The organism is Agrobacterium vacciniicorymbosi, from assembly GCF_040427045.1.
Classification (GTDB): domain Bacteria; phylum Pseudomonadota; class Alphaproteobacteria; order Rhizobiales; family Rhizobiaceae; genus Agrobacterium.
In genome coordinates, this window is record NZ_JBETMF010000006.1 from 22,539 (window position 1) to 42,826 (window position 20,288).

Below are 20,288 nucleotides of genomic sequence, written 5' to 3' on the forward strand. Positions count from 1 at the left end.
TCATGACCAAACTGTTCGAACCCGCTCAGGCAGGCGACATTTCGCTGGCAAACCGCATTGTCATGGCACCGCTGACCCGCAACCGTTCATCAGGCGCCATTCCCAATAACCTCAACGCCACCTATTACGAACAGCGCGCAACTGCCGGCCTCATCGTGACCGAAGGCACACCGGTTTCCCAGCAGGGACAGGGTTATGCGGATGTTCCCGGCCTTTACAAGCAGGAAGCCATCGATGGCTGGAAGGCCGTGACGGAAGGCGTACACAAGGCGGGCGGCAAGATCGTGGCGCAGATCTGGCATGTCGGCCGTATCTCGCACACCTCTCTGCAGCCGCATGGCGGCCAGCCGGTTGCGCCGTCGCCCATCAAGGCCAATTCCAAGACCTACATCATCAATGACGATGGCACCGGCGGCTTTGCTGACACATCCGAGCCACGCGAACTGGGCTTGGGCGAAATCCCGGTCGTTCTGGAAGACTACCGCACCGGCGCCCGAGCTGCCATCGATGCCGGGTTTGACGGCGTGGAAATTCACGCGGCCAATGGTTATCTGATCGACCAGTTCCTGAAATCCGGCACCAACAAGCGCACGGATGATTATGGCGGCTCCATCGAAAACCGCGCCCGCTTCCTGCTGGAAGTCGTTGATACCGTGACGAAGGAAATTGGCGCTGGCCGCACCGGCATTCGCCTTTCCCCGGTCACGCCTGCCAATGACATTTTCGAAGCAGAACCACAGCCTTTGTTCGAATATGTCGTGCGCGAACTCGGCAGCCGTGGTCTGGCCTTCATCCACGTCATCGAAGGCGCCACCGGCGGCCCGCGTGATTTCAAGCAGGGCGACAAGCCGTTCGATTACGATGCTCTCAAGGCAGCCTATACCAATGCCGGTGGCAAGGGCCTGTGGATCGCCAACAACGGTTACGACCGCGACAGCGCGATTGCTGCAACAGAAAGCGGCAAGGCCGATGCCATCGCCTTCGGCAAGGCCTTCATCTCCAACCCAGACCTCGTCCGTCGTCTGAGGGAGAATGCCACGCTGAACGAGCCGAACCAGCCGACCTTCTATGGTGGTGGTGCGGAAGGTTACACCGACTATCCTGCTCTGGCATAAAGACAAAATGGCCGCGCACTCCTGAGGGTGCGCGGCTTTTCTTATCGTGTATCACGCGTGCGATACGGCTCTCGGAGTTTCTCGGGTCGCTTCCGGCTCCAGGCATTTCAGCGAAATGAGCGTGGCGCGCACGGCCTCATCGATGGGTGTTTGGGGTTCTGCGCCCAGAAAGCTGGTGAGTTTTTTATTGCTCATCCTGATCGGCGTCTTCCAGAGATAGCGCATTTCCATGACTTCCCGAAACATCGGCACGAAGGGCGAAGCCAGCTTCAACAGCCACCATGGCGTCTGCGTGACCGAAATCTTATGCCCGACAACCCGCTCTATCGCAGACGACATGCCGCTTCCATCGGCATCCCAAAATCCGTCCATGTGATAGGTGGCGAATGGTTCAAGTTCGTCAGCACGATCCAGCAACTGACCCATGGTTTCGGCTACATCAGGCAGATAGGCCCATTGATGGCCGACGCCCGGCGATCCGGGGTTGGAAACCTTGGTGATCTTTTTGCCCGGTGTGACAAGACCCTGGCTGAACCAGTTGTTGTTCGCACCCGGCCCGAAGAAGTCACCAGCGCGAACAATCAGCACCGGCGTCTCCAGTGTCGCGGCGGCGCGCAGACGGCGCTCCATCTCTACACGAATGCCGCCCTTGCGGGTTACGGCATGTTGCGGGCTGTGCTCGGTTGGAGCGGTAAACGCATCCGGCCCGAAATTATAGACTGTTCCCGGCAGCAAAATCCGGGCTCCCACCGCTTTTGCAGCGGCAATGGTACTATCCAGCATAGGAAGAACCAGTGTCTCCCAGTTTTTGTAACCTGCCGGATTAACCGCATGCACGATGAGGGAAGCGCCATCGGCTGCTTTCGCCACATCAGCTGCGTTCATCACATCACCGCGCACCCACTCCTGCGAGGGATTGGCTGATGTCGGCATATTGCCGCGCACCAATGCGCGCACCCGCCAGCCCCGGCGCAGCAGCATATCCATGACATGTCCGCCAATGCCGCCACGCGCGCCGAGAACCAGTGCCAATGGCTTGATCGTCTCTCTATTGCTGGTCACTGCTAAAACTCCAATCTGAATTGATGGCTGGAGTATGGGCGCGTTATAAGCTATACGAAATTGTCTAAAACTGTTGAGCCGCTATACGGAAATCAATGATCAGAGAACGTGAGATCAGCTGGGATTATTACCGCACCTTTCTCAACGTGCTGCGAGACGGATCGCTTTCCGCCGCCGCCCGCGAGCTTGGCATTACCCAGCCGACGGTAGGCCGCCATATTGGTGCGCTGGAGGAGAGCATGGGGTTCCAGCTCTTCATCCGCTCGCCCCACGGGCTTGTCCCGACGGATGCCGCAATTGCCTTGAAACCCTATGCCGAAAACCTCGCAGCCACCGCATCGGCCCTGATGCGCGCCGCCTCAGGTGAAGTTGGCAAGATCGAAGGAGCCGTGCGCATCAGCGCGTCCGACGTCATCGGCGTGGAAATCCTCCCGCCGATCATTGCCTCGCTTCAGGAACTGCACCCAAAGCTGGAAATAGAGCTGTCGCTTTCCGATACGCTGGAGGATTTGCTGCGCCGGGAGGCCGACATCGCCATCCGCATGACCGAGCCGGTGCAGGATGCCATCATCATGCGCTACATCGGTAATTTCCGGGTGGGCTTTTATGCCAACAGCGACTACCTCCAGAAAATGGGCACACCGCTGTCCAAAGACGACCTTATCAACCACCGCCTCATCGGCTTTGACCGAAAGACCCCCTTCATAAGGGCCATCTTGCAGCGGATGCGAAAAGACAATCCCAGCATTCCCGACGCCGAAAATATCCCATTCGCCATCCGCGCCGACAGCAATCTCGCACAGCTTTCCATGATACGGGCCGGTGCAGGTGTCGGCCTATGCCAAGTCGGCCTCGCCAGCCGCGACGCGACCCTCACCCATCTTTTGCCGGAACTAGAAATACCGCTGCATACATGGGTCGCCATGCACGAAAACCTGCGAACCTCCCCCCGCTGCCGCGCCGTCTTCAACGCACTGGTTGATGGGTTGAAGGGGTTTTTGAAAACGACGGACCCAGATGCAATCGTCAGCAAGAGGTGACGGTGGCGCGATCAGATGGCATTGCGGCTCGGTTGCGGTTCCTCAAAACTGTCCACCACCTCAGCCTCCGGCCTGTCACCGCCCTGGCTGTGTTCCTCATGCCAGCGGCCTGCCTCGTCCTGGTAGTTGATTTCCGTGTCTTCGTCGCCGACCTGTTGTTCCGCAGCGGCGATTCGAGCGGCCTGGACGGCGTCGGAATGGGTGGGGAATGCTTCGGAATAGGCGCCGTTCATACGGTAGGCCCAGCCGCCATCATGCTCCACAATCTCATACACCACTTTGGTCATGCACACTTCCTCCTATAGAGTGAAGGAGCGTGGCAACCTTTGCCGCAAACGCGCATTTGAAGGACTAGATTGCGGCATTGTCGCCATGTCCTTGGACGCTACTATCCTACCAAAATGCCCAATGTGCAAATCCCGCATGTTGTCGCAACCTCAGTCAATGCAAAGCTCACGATGACGGAAGGGCGAATATGTCAATTGCGACCACGCTGAAACAGGAGCGCATGCTGCTTGCCGCGGTACCCTGCGCCGTTGCGGCCTATCTTGCCGAACATGCTGTCATGGAACAGGGCAAGGTGCTGTCCTTCGTGGTTGCAGCAGCGCTGATCGGCGTGATCATTCTGGTGTCGATGCGCGTGGCGCATCATGCGGAAATTCTGGCGGCCAAGGTTGGCGATCCCTATGGCACGATGATCCTCACGCTTTCCGCCGTTGCCGTGGAAGTGCTTATCCTCGCCATCATCATGCAGGAATCCACCTCGCCTACCCTTGTGCGAGACACGATCTATTCCGCCGTCATGATCGACATCAACGGCATTCTCGGCATCGCCGCCCTGCTCGGCGGACTTCGGCATGGCGAGCAGCCCTATAATGACGATTCAGCGCGCACCTATGTGGTGATGATCCTCACCGCGATGGGCATCTCGATGATCGTGCCGGAATTCATTCCGGAAGCGAAATGGCACTATTATTCCATTTTCACCATCGGCGCGATGATTGCTCTCTATGCCCTGTTTTTGAAAATGCAGGTCGGGCCGCACAGCTACTTTTTCAGCTACCGCTACCCTCGTACCGACCGCAAGAAGACCGCCGCCGAGGAGCAAGCCGAAGCTGAGGAAGAAGAAGACGAAGGCCCGGCATCCTATTCCATCGCTATCATTCTCATTGGCGTCGTCATCATTGGCGCGCTGGCGGAATTCATGTCGGCATTTCTCAGCAATGGGCTGGAAGGCAGCGGCGCGCCCGTTGCGCTGATGGCCGTGGTTGTCGCCACCATCTCCGCCGCACCGGAGATCATGACCGCCATGCGCTCGGCCATGCGCAACCGTATGCAGTCGGTGGTCAACATCGCCATGGGCGCGTCGCTTTCCACCGTCATTCTCACAGTACCGGTCATGGAGGCCATCGCGCTCTACACCGGCCAGCCCTTCATCATGGCCATGACCCCGGTGCAAACGGTGATGGTCTTCATCACGCTCTTCGCAGCAGCGATCAATCTGAATGATGGCGAGACGAATGCCATTGAGGGCATGACGCATTTCATCTTGTTCGCGACATTCGTCATGCTGCTGTTTCTGGGGTTGTGAGCGGCGGGCACACCTTCGCCGTCATACCGGGCTTGACCCGGTATCCAGTAAGCCCAAGTCCTTGGGCTGAAAGAACTTTTCTCGACGCGCAGACGCGCGTCGGCTGGGCCCCGGATCAAGTCCGGGGTGACGGAGCAAGACGAGGCTTATTGCCACAAAACTCGCATAGATTCTCAACAAAAAAAGCCCGGCATCGCTGCCGGGCCTTTCACCGATAAATCAATCACTTAGCGGCAATTGGCGCAGAAGCGTTGAATGCGGTTGCAGGCTTCTTCGAGAAGCTTTTCCGATGTCGCGTAAGAGATGCGGAAGTTGGGGCCGAGGCCGAAGGCCGAGCCGTGGACGACGGCCACGCCTTCCGTTTCCAGAAGCTCGGTCACGAAGTCCTCATCGGTTTCAATGACCTTGCCCGAAGGTGCGGTCTTGCCGATCAGGCCTGCGCAGGATGGATAAACGTAGAAGGCACCTTCCGGCGTTGGGCAATTGATGCCCTTGGCCTGGTTCAGCATAGACACGACGAGATCACGACGGCCCTCAAAGATTTTCTTGTTTTCAGGAATGAAGTCCTGCGTGCCATTCAGCGCTTCTACAGCCGCCCACTGCGCAATGGATGTCGCGCCGGAGGTCTGCTGACCCTGGATCATGTCCATGGCCTTGATGAGCGAGAGCGGGCCAGCTGCGTAGCCGATACGCCAGCCGGTCATGGCATAGGCCTTGGAAACGCCGTTCATGGTCAGCGTGCGGTCATAGAGCGAGGGCTCCACTTCCACAGGCGTCACGAACTTGAAGTCGCCATAGGTCAGGTGCTCATACATGTCGTCGGTCAGAACCCAGACATGCGGGTGCTTGACAAGAACGTCCGTCAGCGCCTTCAACTCATCGAGGCTGTAAGCAGCGCCCGATGGGTTGGACGGCGAGTTGAACAGGAACCACTTGGTCTTCGGCGTAATCGCCTTTTCCAGCGCTTCTGCTGTCAGCTTGAAATTGCCTTCCAGCGTGGTGTGGACGAACACCGGTGTGCCGCCGCAGATCGACACCATTTCCGGGTAGCTGACCCAGTAAGGTGTTGGAATAACAACTTCATCGCCGGGGTTAAGCGTCGCCATGAAGGCGTTGAAAAGAATCTGCTTTCCGCCGGTGCCGACAATCGTCTGCTCTGGCTTGTAATCCAGACCGTTCTCGCGCTTGAACTTTTCGGCAATCGCCTTGCGCAATTCCGGAATGCCGGAAATGGGCGTGTATTTCGTTTTGCCGGCGTTAATCGCGGCAATGGCTGCTTCCTTGATATTGTCAGGAGTATCGAAATCCGGCTCGCCTGCGCCAAGGCCAATCACATCACGACCCTGAGCCTGCAATTCACGGGCTTTCTGGGAAACGGCGATGGTGGCGGACGGCTTTACGCGGGAGAGAATGTCGGCAAGGAAGGCCATTTTTATCGGTCCTATTGAAGTTGACATCGGCAGAAGTTTGCGACGGTCGCCCTCTGCGGCAAGTGGTATGTCGAAAGACGCACGTTGTTTCAAGAGCAAAAGCCGGCAAAACGTTACCCCCGCAGCAATTACCGCCAAACTATGCGCCTTTGAGCGCCGATAGGCGGGAAACGACGGGGCTTCAGGCTATTTTAACTTTTGCTTAACTGGCGCGTAACGCTTTCCATGCTATGATTGCACGGTTGAAATGATTTTCCGGATAAGACGCCGTGGCACCGAAAAGCATTTTCTCAAATCTTGCGCGCGAAACCGATGGTTCCTGGTCCACGACCTATGCGCCCTTCACCCTCAAATCCGCACTTCAGCCGATTTTCCGACGCCTGTTGGATGGGCGTTTCGATATCGATTCCTTCGAAGGTCTCGTGCGACCCTATCAGGGTACGGACCTAGTGCCGCCGGCGCAGCTCTTCGCGCAGGTTCATCCCGACGATATCGAAGCCATCGACAGCATTTTGCGCACCATCCACATTCTCAACACCGGCGCGCTGGAACGCTCCCGCGCCCGCATCTTCGTCAACTTCCACCCCGGCCTGTTTCGCACACCGGCCAAGATGCGGCAGGAAGTCGAGCGCATGCGCCTGTCTGCACATGAGGCAGGCATGTCGCCGGATCGTATCGTCTGCGAAGTTGCAGACAATCAGGGCTCCGAAACACGCCTCGTTGCCGACTTTGCCGAGCATATGCGCGCAATCGGCTTTCGCGTTGCCATTGCCGATTACGGCGCGGGCGATTCCGATATAGAGCGCGTGAAGCTGATCAAGCCTGATTACGTCAAGTTCGAAGCCGCATGGGCACGCCATTTCATGCGCAATTCCGCCGGTGCCGCTTTGCTGCGCGTCATCGTCCAGCAATTCGCCAGCGAAGGCATCGAGCCGATCTTCGAAGCGCTGGAGGATGAGCGCGAGATCGAACTCTGCCTCGACCTCGGTGTCTCTCTGATGCAGGGCTATGCACTGGCACGACCGGAACTTGCACCCACCACCTTCAATGAGCGCTTTCCAGAGCTGCTGGGTAGCACCCGACCCGCCCTTTTCAGTGCGCCAGCCGCCAGGCCGCCAAGCCTTCATGCGGGACCTGAACCGCGTGGCCCAAAGCCCGTGCGAACCTTCGGAAAACGCGGAATATGACCACTGTTTAACAGCTGTTAACCGCTGCCTTGATATCGCCACAATAAATACGCCGGACTGTCTGAATTCGGTCCACAAGCCGTCCACTTCGAAGCCAATTTTAAAGCATGTCGCGCAAATTTCAGCGGTGCGTTGCAATGCCGACATGCGAGCGAAGTAGACGCGCAAAAATGTGCACAAGGGACCGGAACAATGTTTCTCAATGATCGGAATTCGGCATACCGGCTGAGAACGCAAAGAATGCTTTTTTCGCTGTGGATGGCAGTGGCCGCTATCGTTGTTATTGTCACCATGGCAGCAGGACTTGCCACGACGTCCCACGCTGCGGAAATGGTCGATCCGATGACGACCTCATCTATCGCCTCTGCCCCGATCTCCAAGGCGTCCGACCGCATTTTCGTCATCGTGCTGCTGACGATGGGCTTCTTCACGCTCGCCGCAGGCGGCGTCGTTCTGACGATGACCACAATCCGTGAAAGCGCCAACCGAAAAAAGGTGCGTTGAAGCGAGGCAAGCTCAGATATGGACCACCACTCAAATCACGAACGAAACAGAGTGAGCAAAGTCTGGGAACTGTTATTCGCAATCGAAAGCGATTGAGCACCAAGCTGCCGCTGGCTTTGCAGAGCACTCAGGCGGCTTGACTCCTCCTCCAAGTCGGCGTCGACCAAACGACTGACACCGCTTTTCAGGGAATCGCGAAGACTGCCGACGAAATCATCCTGAAGGTCGATTCGCATGCCCAGCGCGCCAATCTTAGCCGCGCTGTCCTGCATATCGCTCAGCATGTACTCGACCACAGACATCATATCGTCGATCTCTTGCTGGGTCGTCGTTTCGGTGAGACCGATCTCGACCTGTGGCAATGCTGGCGATCCGGTGTAGGTGGTCCCGGTTCCCTTCCCCTGAATCAGCATATAACCCGTGGAAAGTCCGAGATTCCAAGCGTACGTATCCGTAGTCAGGATACCGAATTCGCCATGGGTTTCCGATGAATCATCGATCAACGCATCAGAGTAAGGCCAGGCAGGAAAATCGATCTTATCGTACGTCATCGTCTGTAAGAACACCGAGTCGTCATCGCCGCGCACAAATGAGCTCACGACCGTCGGATTACCAATCTGTATAGGATCTTCATCCGTATCGAACTTAAGCCAGTTTTCGCCGTTGAAACTTGCCCCACCGGCAACGGCGCGAAGCTGCTCCTTGAGTTTGGTCAGCTCGTCATTGATCTTGAGCTTGTCCGCGCTGGGCTCCGATGCCAGAACGAGTTTGGCCTTGAATTCCGACACGAGCTCGATGGCAGACTCCATCCCCGCATAGGCAACATCGGTTTTTGCCGCACCGACGCCCATCGCGTCCTGTACCGCTGAAAGTGCTGTTTCGTCTGAGCGCATGGTTGTGGCAATCGACCAGTATGCCACGTCATCAGACGCCTGCTGAACACGATAGCCCGTTGAAATATTTGTCTGCGTGGTCGCGAGATCGGCGTTAATATTTCGCAACGTCGAAAGGGCAGCCATCGCTGATGAATTGGTTAAAATACTCGTCATAACAAACCTGCATGCCCTAAAAATACGAGTAAATACTGCCGGGGAATGCTGAATAGAGGATTAAAAATTCTACTAGAAAAATAGGTATGATAAGATTTTCCCGTTATAATTTTAATACTCGCTTTAATAGGAATCTATCTATCGGTAGAAATTCGAAATAGGACATAATGTGCAGCGCTAAGGGGAAAATATTATGAATGGACCGCTACGGTCCCATTAGGACCGCGCCTTGCTGCTTGTGTGCTTAATTGGTAGAGCACCGCCAAACCCGGCATCAAGCCAGATTCAAAACATCGACATTCACGGTGGCGGGGCCGTTCTTTTCTGGTGACCCATGACGCGTATTCAGGCCAATCTCGTTCTCTTGCTCGCTGCAGCTATCTGGGGTGGTGGTTTCGTGGCGCAATCGACCGCGATGGATACGATTGGCCCCTTCTGGTTCGTCGGTCTTCGCTTTGCCATTGCCGCGCTGGCCGTGCTGCCCTTCGCCATGATGGAAAGCCGTAAGATGAAAGCCGCGCCTAGCGGCGGAGAAATGAAGGCTTTCGTTCTTGTCGGCCTTGCCCTTTTCATGGGCGCAACCACACAGCAGGTGGGCCTGCTGACGACGAGTGTCACCAATTCCAGCTTTCTGACTGCGCTCTACGTCATCTTCGTTCCCGTTATCGCCGTCATCATCTATCGTCGCAATCCGCACTGGATTGTCTGGCCGGGCGCGCTGATGATGCTGACCGGTATCTTCCTTCTCTCGGGCGGAGCGATTTCCCGCCTGACGACCGGCGATATGCTGAGTATCACTTGCGCCGTCTTCTGGGCCATCCAGATCACGCTTGCCGGCCGCTTCGTCATGCAGAGCAACAGGCCGCTGGCGCTCTCCTGCACGCAATTTGCGGTCTGCGCCGGGCTCAGCATGCTGATCGGGATTTTCGTGGAGCCGATCAATTACACCGCTATCGCCTCCTCGATCACCGAAATTCTCTATGTCGGGCTGGTGTCGTCCGGGCTGGCATTCGTGTTGCAGGTTATCGGGCAGCGTTACACCACTGCGCCGCAGGCGGCGATCTTCCTGTCGTCGGAGGCCTTATTCGGGGCTCTTTTTGCTGCGATCTTTCTGCATGAAACAATTCCGACTGCCGGATATATCGGTTGCGCGATCATTTTTGCCGCGATTTTGCTGGTTGAGCTGATCCCGGAGCTATCAAAACGACGAAATAGCCGTATGATGGCAGAAACATAAGCATTTCTGCGCTTTTCTATATTGAGTGAAAATTTACTCTTTTCGCGCGAAAATGAGCGCGAAATTTCATCGCCAGCGATGTTTTCGTTTCACAACTGCGAAAACAGACGAAAAATTCTGCCAGTCCTGACGTAAGCCGCATTTACAGCGGCTGGCGGGCTTTCTGCATGTCTAAAAACTTTCGCTTGCCAATTTTAAATAAACACAGCAATCTGTTGCGGTTCGGGCAAGTTGCGAGCATGGGAAGGCCTATAAAACAAGTGCTCCGGGGATAAAAAACTCCGGGCAGCGGGGACAAAATAACGTTGATCAGAACGTCAAAAGCTTTCCACGCGAAGGTCCATTTTCTCAATTATCAAAAACTGCCTGCCGTACGCCCTCACGGGCAAAACTGTAATGCTGCCTGGAGCTGAACACGGGCAGAGCGAAAAGGACCTGATGCATGGCCGAGACTGGCACCGTTAAATTCTTCAATACCGACAAGGGCTTCGGCTTCATCAAGCCAGACAATGGTGGCGCCGATATCTTTGTTCACATCTCTGCCGTACAGGCCTCCGGCCTGTCCGCACTCTCAGAAAACCAGAAAGTGAGCTTCGACACTGAACCGGATCGTCGCGGCAAAGGGCCGAAGGCAGTCAATCTTCAGATTGATGGCTGAACCCTAACGACTTTCTCTTCTAGTTGAAGCCCGGCAGGAATGCCGGGTTTTTTTGGTTTATGGACCTAACAAAACAGCCGTCTCAGTTCACCGACACGGCTGAACTCCGGCAAAGTCACCCTATTCGGCAGGCTTGGCCTGCTCCCCCGCCGCTGCACCAGTCTGGTCCGCATAAATTCCCTGCAAATACGGGTTCGTCCTGCGCTCTTCGCCGATGCGGCCGCCGGGACCATGGCCGCAAATGAAGCCGATCTCATCACCCAGCGGCAGAACCTTATCGCGGATGGAGGCTAGCAACTGTGCGTGGTTGCCGCCGGGAAGATCGGTGCGACCGATGGAGCCGGAAAACAGCACGTCGCCGACATGGGCAAAAGCCTGCTCGCGGTTGTAATAGATGACATGGCCAGGCGCATGGCCGGGGCAGTGGTAGACTTCGAAGCGGTGCTCGCCGAAGGAGACTGTGTCGCCATCGTTCAACCAGCGATCCGGCAGAACATTTTGCAGGCCGGTGATGCCGTATTTCTGCGCCTGCGTTTCAATGCGCTCAAGCAGCGGCTTGTCATCCTCATGCGGACCGATGATCGGCAGCGAGAGTTTTTCTTTCAGTTCCTTGGCGCCGCCTGCATGGTCGAGATGCCCATGCGTCAGCCAGATTTCCTTCAGCGTAATGCCGTTTTCGGCCACGGTCTGGACGATGACATCCACATCCCCGCCGGGATCGACAATCACGCCTTCCTTGGTGTCTTCATCGAAGAGAATGGTGCAGTTCTGCTGAAATGGCGTCACGGGAATGATGCCTGCCTGTAACTTGCCCATGGTCTCTCCTTTTCGCAAAAACAGGGCCTTTCTATAGACCGGCAGATCGGGCCGCACAATAAAACTCCAAGGATTATCGACCGGTTTAAAGTCGTTGAAAGGCCAGAGCTTTGGCTGCTGGAACAGTGCGGCTCAAACTTTAGCAATCACGAAAACGGGAACAGACCTGTAACTCGTGCGTTCTTGGACCAGTCTTCAAAGGAGCGAGACAATGAACAAGAAGCTGAAACTTATGATCGCTGGTGGCGCACTTACGCTGCTTGCTGGATATGCGAATGCGGCAATGGTTGCCACCACGGCCTCCGATATCTCTGTGCGGTCGGGTCCAGGCGAAGATTACCCGGAAGTCGGTCTGGCAACACGCGGCAGTGACGCGGTTCTGGATGGATGTCTGGACGGCAGCGCATGGTGCCGCATTGAGGTGAACGGTCTTCGCGGCTGGGCCAATGCCGATTACCTGAATGTCATGTATGAAGGTTCGCCAGTCATCCTGCATGAACGTCGTGCGGACATCAACGTGCCCGTCGTCACCTATGAAAAGACGTCTAGCGTTCAGGCCGAACCGAACCCCGGTGACCCGAACCTTGGCCGTGTCGGTGAGGTGAACCCACCAGAAAACGTCATCACCTATATCGACAAGCACCCGGCACGCGTCGTTCGCGTCGAAGGTGATGTCGCCATCGGTGAGACCCTTCCCGAAAGCGCGGAACTGGTGACGATCCCCGACTATGAATACAGCTATGTGCGCGTCAACGACCGCCGTGTTCTGGTAGAACCAAGCACTCGCCGTATCGTCTACGTTTACGAGTAAACGAGACAGCTAGAATCGATATGAAAAGAGCGCGGCCAGTCCGCGCTCTTTTTGCGTTTACGACCATGAAAACCGCATAATATCGTTGATGTTCAACCAGCGGCATATTATCGAACGCAACAGAAAATGATTACGGGCATCCTCCCGACATCGCGGATTTTCGGATAGTCTGCACCACGTCGCTCAAGACCGGGACCGGCTTTGACGACAGAACGTTCGAAAAACGAGGAGATCCACCGTTTGTAGCCGGTTCAATACAAGGCGGCGCGGTGGCGGTTGATAACGATAAGAAGGAACGACAGTGCCTGCCCAGTCGATGAAAAAGGCCGCCGTCAAACAAACCCCAGCGCTTCCGCATGTCGATGATGGCAAGATCGACTTCGATACAATCGAGGCATTCTTCTTCGCCTATCGCGATTTTGTGTCCGACCCCGACGTCATTCTCTCCAAGCTTGATTATGGCCGGGCACACCATCGCGTCGTCTATTTCGTCTGCCGCCAGCCGGGCATGACGGTCGCCGATCTGCTGGACACGTTGCAGATCACCAAGCAGAGCCTTGCGCGGGTGTTGAAGCAGCTGATCGATGACGGCTATATTCGCCAGATGGCCGGGCCGGAAGATCGCCGCCAGCGCAGGCTCTACCCGACGCTGACAGGCCGCGAGCTGGCGCTGGCGCTGAGTGATCCGCAATCGCGGCGCATCGACCGGGCGCTGGAGGCCATGCAGCCGGAAGCCCGCGCCTGCGTGCGGGAATTTCTGGCCCGCATGCGTGACCCGATCACGGACGGCCAAAAAACGGACACGCCCTCGATTGAGGGGAAGGAGTGACCATGCCAAGCGGTGCACCCAAACAGCCACTGGCGGAAGACGACGCCCCTCACCTGCTGATCGTTGATGACGACGCGCGTATCCGCGATCTGCTGCAACGCTTTCTCGGCGACAAGGGTTATCGCATCACTGCCGCTGCCGATGCAGCGGAAGCCCGCCGCAAGATGCTGGGCATCCGCTTCGACCTCCTCATTCTCGATGTGATGATGCCGGGCGAAAACGGCCTGTCGCTGACGCGTTCGCTCAATGAAAACAAGTCGGTACCGGTCATCCTTCTCACCGCCCGCTCGGAAGCGGACGCCCGCATTGCCGGGCTGGAAGCGGGTGCCGATGATTACCTGCCCAAGCCTTTCGACCCGCGGGAACTGGTGCTGCGCATCAACAACATTCTGCGGCGCAACGCATCGCCCGATACGCCGAAGATCGAACAGATCATTTTCGGGCCGTACAATTTCTCGGTTCCGCGCAAGGAATTGCGGCGCGGAGCGGAGGTCATCCGCCTGACGGATCGTGAGCAGGACATCATGCTGCTCTTTGCCCTGCGCGCCGGTGAAACCATTCCGCGCCACGAACTGGTGGATGCGGACGCCGATGTGGGTGAACGGACCATCGACGTGCAGATCAACCGGCTGCGTCGCAAGATCGAGGACGACCCGGCAAACCCGGTTTACTTGCAGACCGTACGCGGCATCGGATACCGTCTGAGCGTCGATTAAAGCGTGTGCATAGCGCACGCGGATTGGAATAGGCGAAAAAATGGCAAGCCTTGATGTCCTCAACGCCGCGAGAAACAGCGGGCCTGCCCGCGCCTGGCGGTTTTCCATGCGCTGGCTTCGCCACTGGCTGCCGACTGGCCTCTACACGCGTTCGCTGCTCATCATCATTCTGCCAATGGTGCTGTTGCAGGTCGTCGTCGCCGCCGTTTTTATGGAACGCCACTGGCAGATGGTAACGGAGCGGCTTTCCGCAGCCGTGACCCGCGATATCGCCGCCGTCATCCAATTGCTGGAAACCGACCCGGAAGAGGACGATTATCAGCGTGTTATCCGCATCGCTCGCGAGCGTCTTGACCTCAGCATCTACATCGAGCCGAAAACGCCGTTGCCGGAGCCCCGCGCCCAGCCGTTGTTCTCTATCCTCGACACCATCCTGTCCGACCAGATTCAGCAGCAAATCGGCAAGCCGTTCTGGCTGGATACGTTCGGCAATGGTGCACTGGTGGAAATCCGCATTCAGCTGGCCGACAAGACGCTGCGCGTCTTTACCCGTCGCAGCCAGGCTTATGCCTCTAACACCCATATCTTCCTGGTCTGGATGGGCGGCGCGTCGCTGGTGCTGCTTGGGATATCCATTCTCTTTTTGCGCGGGCAGATCAGGCCCATTCTGGCGCTGGCGAAGGCGGCGGAAAGCTTCGGTCGCGGCCAGAAGATAACCGCCTATTCGCCGCGAGGAGCCGATGAGGTCCGCCGTGCCGGTCTCGCCTTCATTCTTATGCGGGAACGCATAGAACGGCAGATGGAACAGCGCACCGCCATGCTGAACGGTGTCAGCCACGATCTGCGCACTATCCTCACCCGCTTCAAGCTTCAACTGGCGCTGGCAGGCGACAATCCGGATATGGAGGGCTTGGACAAGGACGTGGACGACATGCAGTCCATGCTGGAGGCCTATCTTGCCTTTGCGCGTGATGATGCCGAAGAAAGCGTTGGAACACTGGAACTCACGCCCCTGTTCGACCGCTTCTCCAGCGATTTCCAGATGTGCGGCAAAAGCTTCAGCTACAAGCTGAACGGCGTCACTGAGCTTTCGGTACGGCCCAACGCTTTCGCCCGCCTGATTGGCAATCTGGCCGCCAACGCCCATCGCTATGCCAGCACGCTCAATGTGGAAGCGCATCAGGCGCCACGGTCAATCATGTTGACATTCGATGACGATGGCCCGGGCATACCCGAACAATCCCGCGAAGACGTGTTCAAGCCGTTCTATCGTCTGGACGAGGCGCGCAATCTCAACGCATCTGGCACCGGGCTCGGCCTCTCCATTGTCCGCGATATTGCCCGAAGCCACGGCGGAGATGTGACGCTGGATGACAGCCCATTGGGCGGCTTGCGTGTGATCGTGAAAATCCCGGCATAACGGGCGGTAGTGCGCTTAGACAATTCGCGTCAGCACATCTTCTCGCCATTGGGAACCGCCTGTTCCACAGCGGCGAGAACAATAGCACCGTCCTTGTCGGCAAAGCCGAGCGTCAGGACTTCGGAGCGGAAGGGGCCGATCTGGCGGGGCGGAAAGTTGACGACGCCAAGCACCTGCCGTCCGACCAGCGTTTCCAGCGTATAATGCACGGTGATCTGGGCGGAGGATTTTTTGATACCGATCTCCGGTCCGAAATCGATCTTGATCTTGAATGCGGGCTTGCGCGCTTCTGGAAAAGGTTCGGCCTCGATGATGGTGCCGACACGAATATCGACCTTTTCGAAATCGGCGTAGCTGATCTCTTCGCTCATCATCCAGTCTCCTTACGCAAAGCATAGAACTGCCAAACCCTCACGGATCGGCACTCTCCTTAGACAGCCAGTTCTTCCGCTCGCTTTTTCGCGGCGGCAATGGCCTTGTCGAACAGCGGCTGCATGCCCTCGTCCGCCATCAGAACGGACAGCGCCGCTGCGGTGGTGCCGCCGGGCGAAGTCACATTCTTGCGCAGGCGCGAGGCCTCTTCGGGGGACTGGTGAAGCAATTCACCAGCCCCCGCGACGGTTTCCCGAGCAAGACGCATGGCGAGGTCCGCCGGCAGACCGGCTTTACGGCCTGCCTCCGCCATGCACTCCACGAGATAAAAGACGTAAGCCGGACCGCTGCCGGAAACGGCGGTCACGGCATCGATATCCGCTTCCGTTGCTACCCATTCCACCGGGCCACTGACTTTCAACAGGGTTTCCACCAGCAAGCGCTGCTGCTCGGTGACGGCTTCGTTCGCATAAGCACCTGTCACACCGCGCCCGACCATGGCAGGCGTATTCGGCATGGCACGAATGGCGGCAGATTTGCCGATAAGGGCCTCGATGCCGGAGAGCGTTTTGCCCGCCGCAATCGAAACGACCACGGTCTGCGGCCCAACGATGGGCTTTAACGGCGGCAGCACGGCATCCATCATTTGTGGCTTGATGGCCAGAAACAGGATGCCGGCTGTCTTATCCGTCGGCGCTTGCGTCAAATGCGTTGCACCAGCCTCCCGGATCAGGCCCATCATCGCATCGGAGGGGCCTGGATCGACAACGATGATCGAAGATCCCGTGACACCCTTTTTCAACCAGCCCGAAAGCAGAGCGCCGCCCATATTGCCAGCGCCGATGAGAACGAGTGGACCCGATGCGAGCGATACCATGGCCTTAGGCTTCTCCAACCGTTTCGAACAAGGCGGCTTCCATGGCAGCCTTGGCTTCCATACCGGACCAGACGACGAACTGGAATGCCTGGAAATACTGCTCGCAGGCTTCGAGCGCACTGGACAGAAGAACCTCGACCTGCTGGTTCGTTGGTTCTGCACCGCCCGCCAGCAACAAGGACTGGCGGAAGATGATGACGTCTTCCTGACGCCACAGATCGAAATGACCCATCAGCGTCTGGCCATTGACCTGCGCCAGCAGACGGATGACTTCGTTGACCCTGTGGTCGGCAATCTTGATATCGAAAGCGCAGGCAAGATGCAGCGCTTCGAACTGTTCCATCCATGAAAACGAAACATGATAATCCGCCCAACGGCCTTCGACCGTCATGGCAATTTCATCTTCGCCGGAGCGTTCGAACGACCAGTCGTTGGACGCGGCAACGAACTCGATCATATCGACCGGGTTGGAGTGACGCTCGACTTCAAATTCCATTAGGCTCATACGGCACCTTCTCAGCCGGAAATGAATGTTTTGTCTCGCACGCAAGAGGCACAAAAACGCACACACAAATGCCGGGTTACAACAGTTTGGGATGATGCCCGACGCCGCCAGAATAACGCAGTTAACCTGTCTGGAGCTTACCGAGTACATTACGAATCATCATTTAAAATCAGTGTATAACGAGCGAGTCCGCGCGCCACCCCCAGCTTGGGGATTTTGCAATCAGAACTGTGTATATCTCCTCGTACAAAACCTCAGTTGTGAGTCATAACTGACTCTGCCAATTGCGTTTTTCGGGTGTTTCCACAGACGTTAAAAAAAACTGAATGAAATCGCTTGCTTACCCCTGCCGAATCCCCACTGCGGTGCAAACTGCTTCGAAATGACACAAAAACGAAAAATGCCAGACCTTGGGAAAGGCCCGGCATCAGAATCAAAGGGGTTGTTTGCGGCTTTACGAAGCGGTCGTGGACAGCTTTGCTTCCAGCGCATCGAGGCGTGCACGCAGCGCATCGTTTTCGTCGCGGGCCTGAATGGCCATTTCGCGCACAGCTTCGAATTCCTCGCGCTTGACCAGATCGAGGCTGTTCAGCCACCGCTCCGCCTGCGCGTGAAATGCCTGCTCCACTTCCTTGCGCATGCCTTGGGCTGCGCCCGCCGCATCCGTCATCAGCTTTGCGAATTCATCGAAAATACGGTTGGTTCCTGTCGTACTCATGGGGCGATGTCCTCGTCAGTATCAGGAAAGGCCGCTCGCCCTTCCGGTCCATATCTTTCAGGTAGGCACTCGCTTGCGACGTTGCAAGCAAAATAAGGAACCACCCCTCACAGCCACTCAGTTTAACGCTGTCACGATCGTGCCGAAGAATCGCCTTGACCGCACCCTTTTCAGTCGCCATTTTCCCGCACCGGGAAAAGAATGATTGAGATATCCGTTTCTTAAAGTGAGCCCTCTGAAGTTCCTTGCCCTTAACGCAATGACAATGGAATACGCGATTTGTTTGGACCCCTCGCCCAGTTTTCGATCATGCCGTTCCCGAACATCGATCCGGTGGCATTCAACCTGGGCCCGCTGCCCATCCATTGGTACGGCATCGCCTATGTCTTCGGCATCATGCTTGGCTGGTATTATGCCCGCACCCTAAGCCTTGCCGACCGCTTGTGGCCGCATGAGAAATCGCCCGTAACGCCTGTTCATCTCGATGATTTCATCGTTTGGGCAGCCGCAGGCATCGTGCTGGGCGGACGCATTGGCTATATCCTCTTTTACGATATGGCAGCGGTGGTCGAAAACCCGATCCGCGCCTTGCAGATATGGAATGGCGGCATGTCGTTCCATGGCGGTCTGATCGGCACGACACTGGCGATGATCCTGTTTGCACGGCGCAACGGCATTCCCGTCTGGAGCATGTTCGACATCATCGCAGCGGTCGCCCCGCTCGGCCTGTTCTTCGGTCGCATCGCCAATTTCATCAACGGTGAATTGTGGGGCCGCTTGACGGATGTGCCTTGGGCGGTGGTTTTCCCGACGGGCGGTCCTTTTGCGCGCCATCCCAGCCAGCTTTATGAAGCAGGTCTAGAAGGCATCGTATTGCTGATCGTGCTTGCCATTCTTATCTATGGATTCAAGGCGCTGAAAAGTCCCGGCACCGTGACGGGCGTTTTTGTGTGCGGTTATGCGCTTTCCAGAATCTTCGTGGAATTCTTCCGCGAGCCGGATGCGCAGATCGGCTATCTTGCAGGAAATTGGCTGACCATGGGCATGGTACTCTCGACGCCCATGTTCCTTCTCGGCGTTTGGGCCGTTCTACGCGCGCGCCGCGCGGTGGCAACAGAGACAACCGGATAACACACCATGCCGACACCGCTCGCACGCCGCATCAAATCGCTGATCCGTCTCAACGGCCCGATGAGCGTGACCGACTTCTTCTCGCTGTGCCTGGCAGACCCGGAACACGGCTATTACAAGACCCGTCAGCCCTTCGGGCGCACGGGCGATTTCGTGACCGCGCCGGAAGTCAGCCAGTTGTTCGGTGAAATGCTCGGCGTCTTCATCGTTCACGCCTGGCAGCGCCACGGTACGCTGGCCAATGCCCGTCTGGTGGAGATCGGCCCAGGTCGCGGCACGATGATGGCGGATATGCTGCGGGTGATCCAGCGCATCGCCCCGCCGCTCTATGAAACCATGAGCGTACATCTGGTGGAAACCAGCCCGCGGCTGACCGAGACACAGCAAAAGACGCTTGCCAACCATGGGACAAAGATTTCCTGGCATGAAAGCTTCGAGGATGTTCCACCCGGCTTCCTGCTGATTGCCGCCAATGAACTGTTCGACGCCATCCCCATCCGCCAGTTCGTCAAAACGCCACAGGGTTTTCGCGAACGGGTCGTGGCGCTCGATGCGCAGGACGAACTCGTCTTCACGACGGGCCTTGCCAGCGTCGATCCCGACCTTCTGCCGCCTTTCCCAGAGCGTCAGCCGATCGGTGCGATCTTCGAATATTCCCCTGCCCGCGAAGCCGTGATGGCGGCGATTGCGCAGAAACTGAAAATCCAGGGCGGCACCGCCCTCATCATCGATTACGGCCACATCGTTTCCGGCTTCGGCGATACTTTGCAGGCGCTGCGTATGCACGAGTTCGACCCGGTTCTGGCGCATCCCGGCGAAGCGGATTTGACCAGCCATGTGGATTTCGAAAGCCTTGTCAAAACCGCTGAGAGCAACGGCATCCACATCAATGGCTGCCTGCCGCAGGGCGACTTTTTATATGGCTTGGGCTTGAGGGAACGTGCACAAGCATTGGCCGCGAACGCAACGCCTGACCAGACGCTGGAGATTGCCGAGGCCGTCAACCGGCTGGCGGGCGAAGGCGTGGGCAAGATGGGCGAGCTTTTCAAGGTGCTGGCCGTCTCCAGCGCGCCCGTGCATCTGCTGCCGTTTCGCGCACTGGATTGACAGCGGCACCGGGCTTGGGCCAACATCGCGCCAATTCGAAGCAGTAACAAACTGCCGCCTGCATCCCATGTGATGCCCTTCACCGGAAACACTCGCTCGCGAATATTCGTTTC

General features: G+C 57.1%; 22 protein-coding genes. 13 read left to right on the forward strand and 9 right to left on the reverse strand.

The window, feature by feature from the left end; all coding sequences use genetic code 11:
- Window positions 1–2: 2 nt before the first annotated feature.
- The gene (locus ABUK73_RS10890) at window positions 3–1,115 is read left to right on the forward strand and encodes an alkene reductase (protein ID WP_353577305.1); all 1,113 of its coding nucleotides are present in this window, start codon (window positions 3–5) and stop codon (window positions 1,113–1,115) included.
- Window positions 1,116–1,166: 51 nt separating this feature from the next.
- Here ABUK73_RS10890 and ABUK73_RS10895 read toward each other — a convergent pair whose 3' ends face one another.
- The gene (locus ABUK73_RS10895; protein WP_353577306.1) at window positions 1,167–2,177 is read right to left on the reverse strand and encodes an NAD(P)H-binding protein; all 1,011 of its coding nucleotides are present in this window, start codon (window positions 2,175–2,177) and stop codon (window positions 1,167–1,169) included.
- Window positions 2,178–2,272: 95 nt separating this feature from the next.
- Here ABUK73_RS10895 and ABUK73_RS10900 point away from each other — a divergent pair, with 95 nt between their 5' ends.
- Entirely contained in the window at window positions 2,273–3,217 is a 945-nt protein-coding gene (locus ABUK73_RS10900) for a LysR family transcriptional regulator (RefSeq protein ID WP_353577307.1), read from the forward strand.
- A gap of 11 nt (window positions 3,218–3,228) precedes the next feature.
- On the opposite strand, the gene ABUK73_RS10905 is transcribed toward ABUK73_RS10900, so the two are convergent.
- Window positions 3,229–3,504, reverse strand: a complete 276-nt coding sequence (locus ABUK73_RS10905) for a DUF2188 domain-containing protein (RefSeq protein WP_353577308.1) — start codon at window positions 3,502–3,504, stop codon at window positions 3,229–3,231.
- A gap of 188 nt (window positions 3,505–3,692) precedes the next feature.
- On the opposite strand from ABUK73_RS10905, the gene ABUK73_RS10910 reads away from it, so the two are divergent.
- Window positions 3,693–4,808: a calcium:proton antiporter gene (locus ABUK73_RS10910; protein WP_353577309.1), complete on the forward strand. Its 1,116-nt coding sequence runs from the start codon at window positions 3,693–3,695 to the stop codon at window positions 4,806–4,808.
- A gap of 227 nt (window positions 4,809–5,035) precedes the next feature.
- Here the strand turns inward: ABUK73_RS10910 and ABUK73_RS10915 are convergent, their stop codons facing one another.
- Window positions 5,036–6,238, reverse strand: coding sequence for a pyridoxal phosphate-dependent aminotransferase (locus tag ABUK73_RS10915; RefSeq protein WP_353577310.1), 1,203 nt, complete (start codon window positions 6,236–6,238; stop codon window positions 5,036–5,038).
- Window positions 6,239–6,507: 269 nt separating this feature from the next.
- On the opposite strand from ABUK73_RS10915, the gene ABUK73_RS10920 reads away from it, so the two are divergent.
- Together ABUK73_RS10920 and ABUK73_RS10925 are read left to right on the forward strand one after the other, a co-directional pair.
- Entirely contained in the window at window positions 6,508–7,425 is a 918-nt protein-coding gene (locus tag ABUK73_RS10920; protein ID WP_353577311.1) for an EAL domain-containing protein, read from the forward strand.
- Between the two features lie 240 nt (window positions 7,426–7,665).
- Window positions 7,666–7,929, forward strand: a complete 264-nt coding sequence (locus ABUK73_RS10925; protein ID WP_353577312.1) for a hypothetical protein — start codon at window positions 7,666–7,668, stop codon at window positions 7,927–7,929.
- A gap of 35 nt (window positions 7,930–7,964) precedes the next feature.
- Here ABUK73_RS10925 and ABUK73_RS10930 read toward each other — a convergent pair whose 3' ends face one another.
- A complete protein-coding gene (locus tag ABUK73_RS10930) occupies window positions 7,965–8,978 on the reverse strand; it encodes a flagellin N-terminal helical domain-containing protein (protein WP_353577313.1) in 1,014 nt (337 codons plus the stop codon).
- 334 nt (window positions 8,979–9,312) lie between these two features.
- Here ABUK73_RS10930 and ABUK73_RS10935 point away from each other — a divergent pair, with 334 nt between their 5' ends.
- Complete coding sequence (locus ABUK73_RS10935; RefSeq protein WP_353577314.1) at window positions 9,313–10,215, forward strand: DMT family transporter; 903 nt, start codon at window positions 9,313–9,315, stop codon at window positions 10,213–10,215.
- Between the two features lie 442 nt (window positions 10,216–10,657).
- Window positions 10,658–10,873, forward strand: a complete 216-nt coding sequence (locus ABUK73_RS10940) for a cold-shock protein (protein WP_042617292.1) — start codon at window positions 10,658–10,660, stop codon at window positions 10,871–10,873.
- 120 nt (window positions 10,874–10,993) lie between these two features.
- On the opposite strand, the gene ABUK73_RS10945 is transcribed toward ABUK73_RS10940, so the two are convergent.
- A complete protein-coding gene (locus ABUK73_RS10945) occupies window positions 10,994–11,689 on the reverse strand; it encodes an MBL fold metallo-hydrolase (RefSeq protein WP_353577315.1) in 696 nt (231 codons plus the stop codon).
- 211 nt (window positions 11,690–11,900) lie between these two features.
- Between ABUK73_RS10945 and ABUK73_RS10950 the strand changes: the two genes are divergently transcribed.
- From ABUK73_RS10950 to ABUK73_RS10965, 4 genes are all read left to right on the forward strand, one after another.
- Entirely contained in the window at window positions 11,901–12,500 is a 600-nt protein-coding gene (locus ABUK73_RS10950) for a DUF1236 domain-containing protein (RefSeq protein ID WP_113088546.1), read from the forward strand.
- Window positions 12,501–12,801: 301 nt separating this feature from the next.
- Window positions 12,802–13,329, forward strand: a complete 528-nt coding sequence (locus ABUK73_RS10955; protein WP_113088545.1) for a MarR family winged helix-turn-helix transcriptional regulator — start codon at window positions 12,802–12,804, stop codon at window positions 13,327–13,329.
- Between the two features lie 2 nt (window positions 13,330–13,331).
- Complete coding sequence (locus tag ABUK73_RS10960) at window positions 13,332–14,045, forward strand: response regulator (RefSeq protein ID WP_113088544.1); 714 nt, start codon at window positions 13,332–13,334, stop codon at window positions 14,043–14,045.
- 40 nt (window positions 14,046–14,085) lie between these two features.
- Window positions 14,086–15,465: an ATP-binding protein gene (locus ABUK73_RS10965; protein WP_353577316.1), complete on the forward strand. Its 1,380-nt coding sequence runs from the start codon at window positions 14,086–14,088 to the stop codon at window positions 15,463–15,465.
- 29 nt (window positions 15,466–15,494) lie between these two features.
- On the opposite strand, the gene ABUK73_RS10970 is transcribed toward ABUK73_RS10965, so the two are convergent.
- From ABUK73_RS10970 to ABUK73_RS10985, 4 genes are all read right to left on the reverse strand, one after another.
- A complete protein-coding gene (locus ABUK73_RS10970) occupies window positions 15,495–15,836 on the reverse strand; it encodes a tRNA-binding protein (RefSeq protein WP_062449035.1) in 342 nt (113 codons plus the stop codon).
- Between the two features lie 59 nt (window positions 15,837–15,895).
- Window positions 15,896–16,714 (reverse strand): pyrroline-5-carboxylate reductase, encoded by an 819-nt coding sequence (gene proC / locus ABUK73_RS10975; protein WP_353577317.1) that lies wholly within the window; start codon window positions 16,712–16,714, stop codon window positions 15,896–15,898.
- 4 nt (window positions 16,715–16,718) lie between these two features.
- A complete protein-coding gene (locus ABUK73_RS10980; protein ID WP_353577318.1) occupies window positions 16,719–17,219 on the reverse strand; it encodes a type III secretion system chaperone family protein in 501 nt (166 codons plus the stop codon).
- Window positions 17,220–17,673: 454 nt separating this feature from the next.
- Entirely contained in the window at window positions 17,674–17,937 is a 264-nt protein-coding gene (locus tag ABUK73_RS10985; RefSeq protein ID WP_353577319.1) for an accessory factor UbiK family protein, read from the reverse strand.
- Window positions 17,938–18,246: 309 nt separating this feature from the next.
- Between ABUK73_RS10985 and lgt the strand changes: the two genes are divergently transcribed.
- A complete protein-coding gene (lgt, locus tag ABUK73_RS10990; RefSeq protein ID WP_353577520.1) occupies window positions 18,247–19,068 on the forward strand; it encodes a prolipoprotein diacylglyceryl transferase in 822 nt (273 codons plus the stop codon).
- A 6-nt stretch (window positions 19,069–19,074) separates the two neighbouring features.
- Complete coding sequence (locus tag ABUK73_RS10995; RefSeq protein ID WP_353577320.1) at window positions 19,075–20,175, forward strand: class I SAM-dependent methyltransferase; 1,101 nt, start codon at window positions 19,075–19,077, stop codon at window positions 20,173–20,175.
- The last annotated feature ends 113 nt before the right edge of the window (window positions 20,176–20,288 follow it).

Coding starts and splice junctions, on each gene's coding strand:
- ABUK73_RS10925 (WP_353577312.1), top strand. CDS start 7,666: ATGCTTTTTTCGCTGTGGATGGCAGTGGCCGCTATCGTTGTTATTGTC.
- ABUK73_RS10970 (WP_062449035.1), bottom strand. CDS start 15,836: ATGAGCGAAGAGATCAGCTACGCCGATTTCGAAAAGGTCGATATTCGT.
- ABUK73_RS10995 (WP_353577320.1), top strand. CDS start 19,075: ATGCCGACACCGCTCGCACGCCGCATCAAATCGCTGATCCGTCTCAAC.
- ABUK73_RS10950 (WP_113088546.1), top strand. CDS start 11,901: ATGAACAAGAAGCTGAAACTTATGATCGCTGGTGGCGCACTTACGCTG.
- ABUK73_RS10935 (WP_353577314.1), top strand. CDS start 9,313: ATGACGCGTATTCAGGCCAATCTCGTTCTCTTGCTCGCTGCAGCTATC.
- ABUK73_RS10900 (WP_353577307.1), top strand. CDS start 2,273: ATGATCAGAGAACGTGAGATCAGCTGGGATTATTACCGCACCTTTCTC.
- ABUK73_RS10915 (WP_353577310.1), bottom strand. CDS start 6,238: ATGGCCTTCCTTGCCGACATTCTCTCCCGCGTAAAGCCGTCCGCCACC.
- ABUK73_RS10945 (WP_353577315.1), bottom strand. CDS start 11,689: ATGGGCAAGTTACAGGCAGGCATCATTCCCGTGACGCCATTTCAGCAG.
- ABUK73_RS10985 (WP_353577319.1), bottom strand. CDS start 17,937: ATGAGTACGACAGGAACCAACCGTATTTTCGATGAATTCGCAAAGCTG.
- ABUK73_RS10980 (WP_353577318.1), bottom strand. CDS start 17,219: ATGAGCCTAATGGAATTTGAAGTCGAGCGTCACTCCAACCCGGTCGAT.
- ABUK73_RS10905 (WP_353577308.1), bottom strand. CDS start 3,504: ATGACCAAAGTGGTGTATGAGATTGTGGAGCATGATGGCGGCTGGGCC.
- ABUK73_RS10940 (WP_042617292.1), top strand. CDS start 10,658: ATGGCCGAGACTGGCACCGTTAAATTCTTCAATACCGACAAGGGCTTC.
- ABUK73_RS10930 (WP_353577313.1), bottom strand. CDS start 8,978: ATGACGAGTATTTTAACCAATTCATCAGCGATGGCTGCCCTTTCGACG.
- ABUK73_RS10910 (WP_353577309.1), top strand. CDS start 3,693: ATGTCAATTGCGACCACGCTGAAACAGGAGCGCATGCTGCTTGCCGCG.
- ABUK73_RS10890 (WP_353577305.1), top strand. CDS start 3: ATGACCAAACTGTTCGAACCCGCTCAGGCAGGCGACATTTCGCTGGCA.
- ABUK73_RS10960 (WP_113088544.1), top strand. CDS start 13,332: ATGCCAAGCGGTGCACCCAAACAGCCACTGGCGGAAGACGACGCCCCT.
- lgt (WP_353577520.1), top strand. CDS start 18,247: ATGCCGTTCCCGAACATCGATCCGGTGGCATTCAACCTGGGCCCGCTG.
- ABUK73_RS10965 (WP_353577316.1), top strand. CDS start 14,086: ATGGCAAGCCTTGATGTCCTCAACGCCGCGAGAAACAGCGGGCCTGCC.
- proC (WP_353577317.1), bottom strand. CDS start 16,714: ATGGTATCGCTCGCATCGGGTCCACTCGTTCTCATCGGCGCTGGCAAT.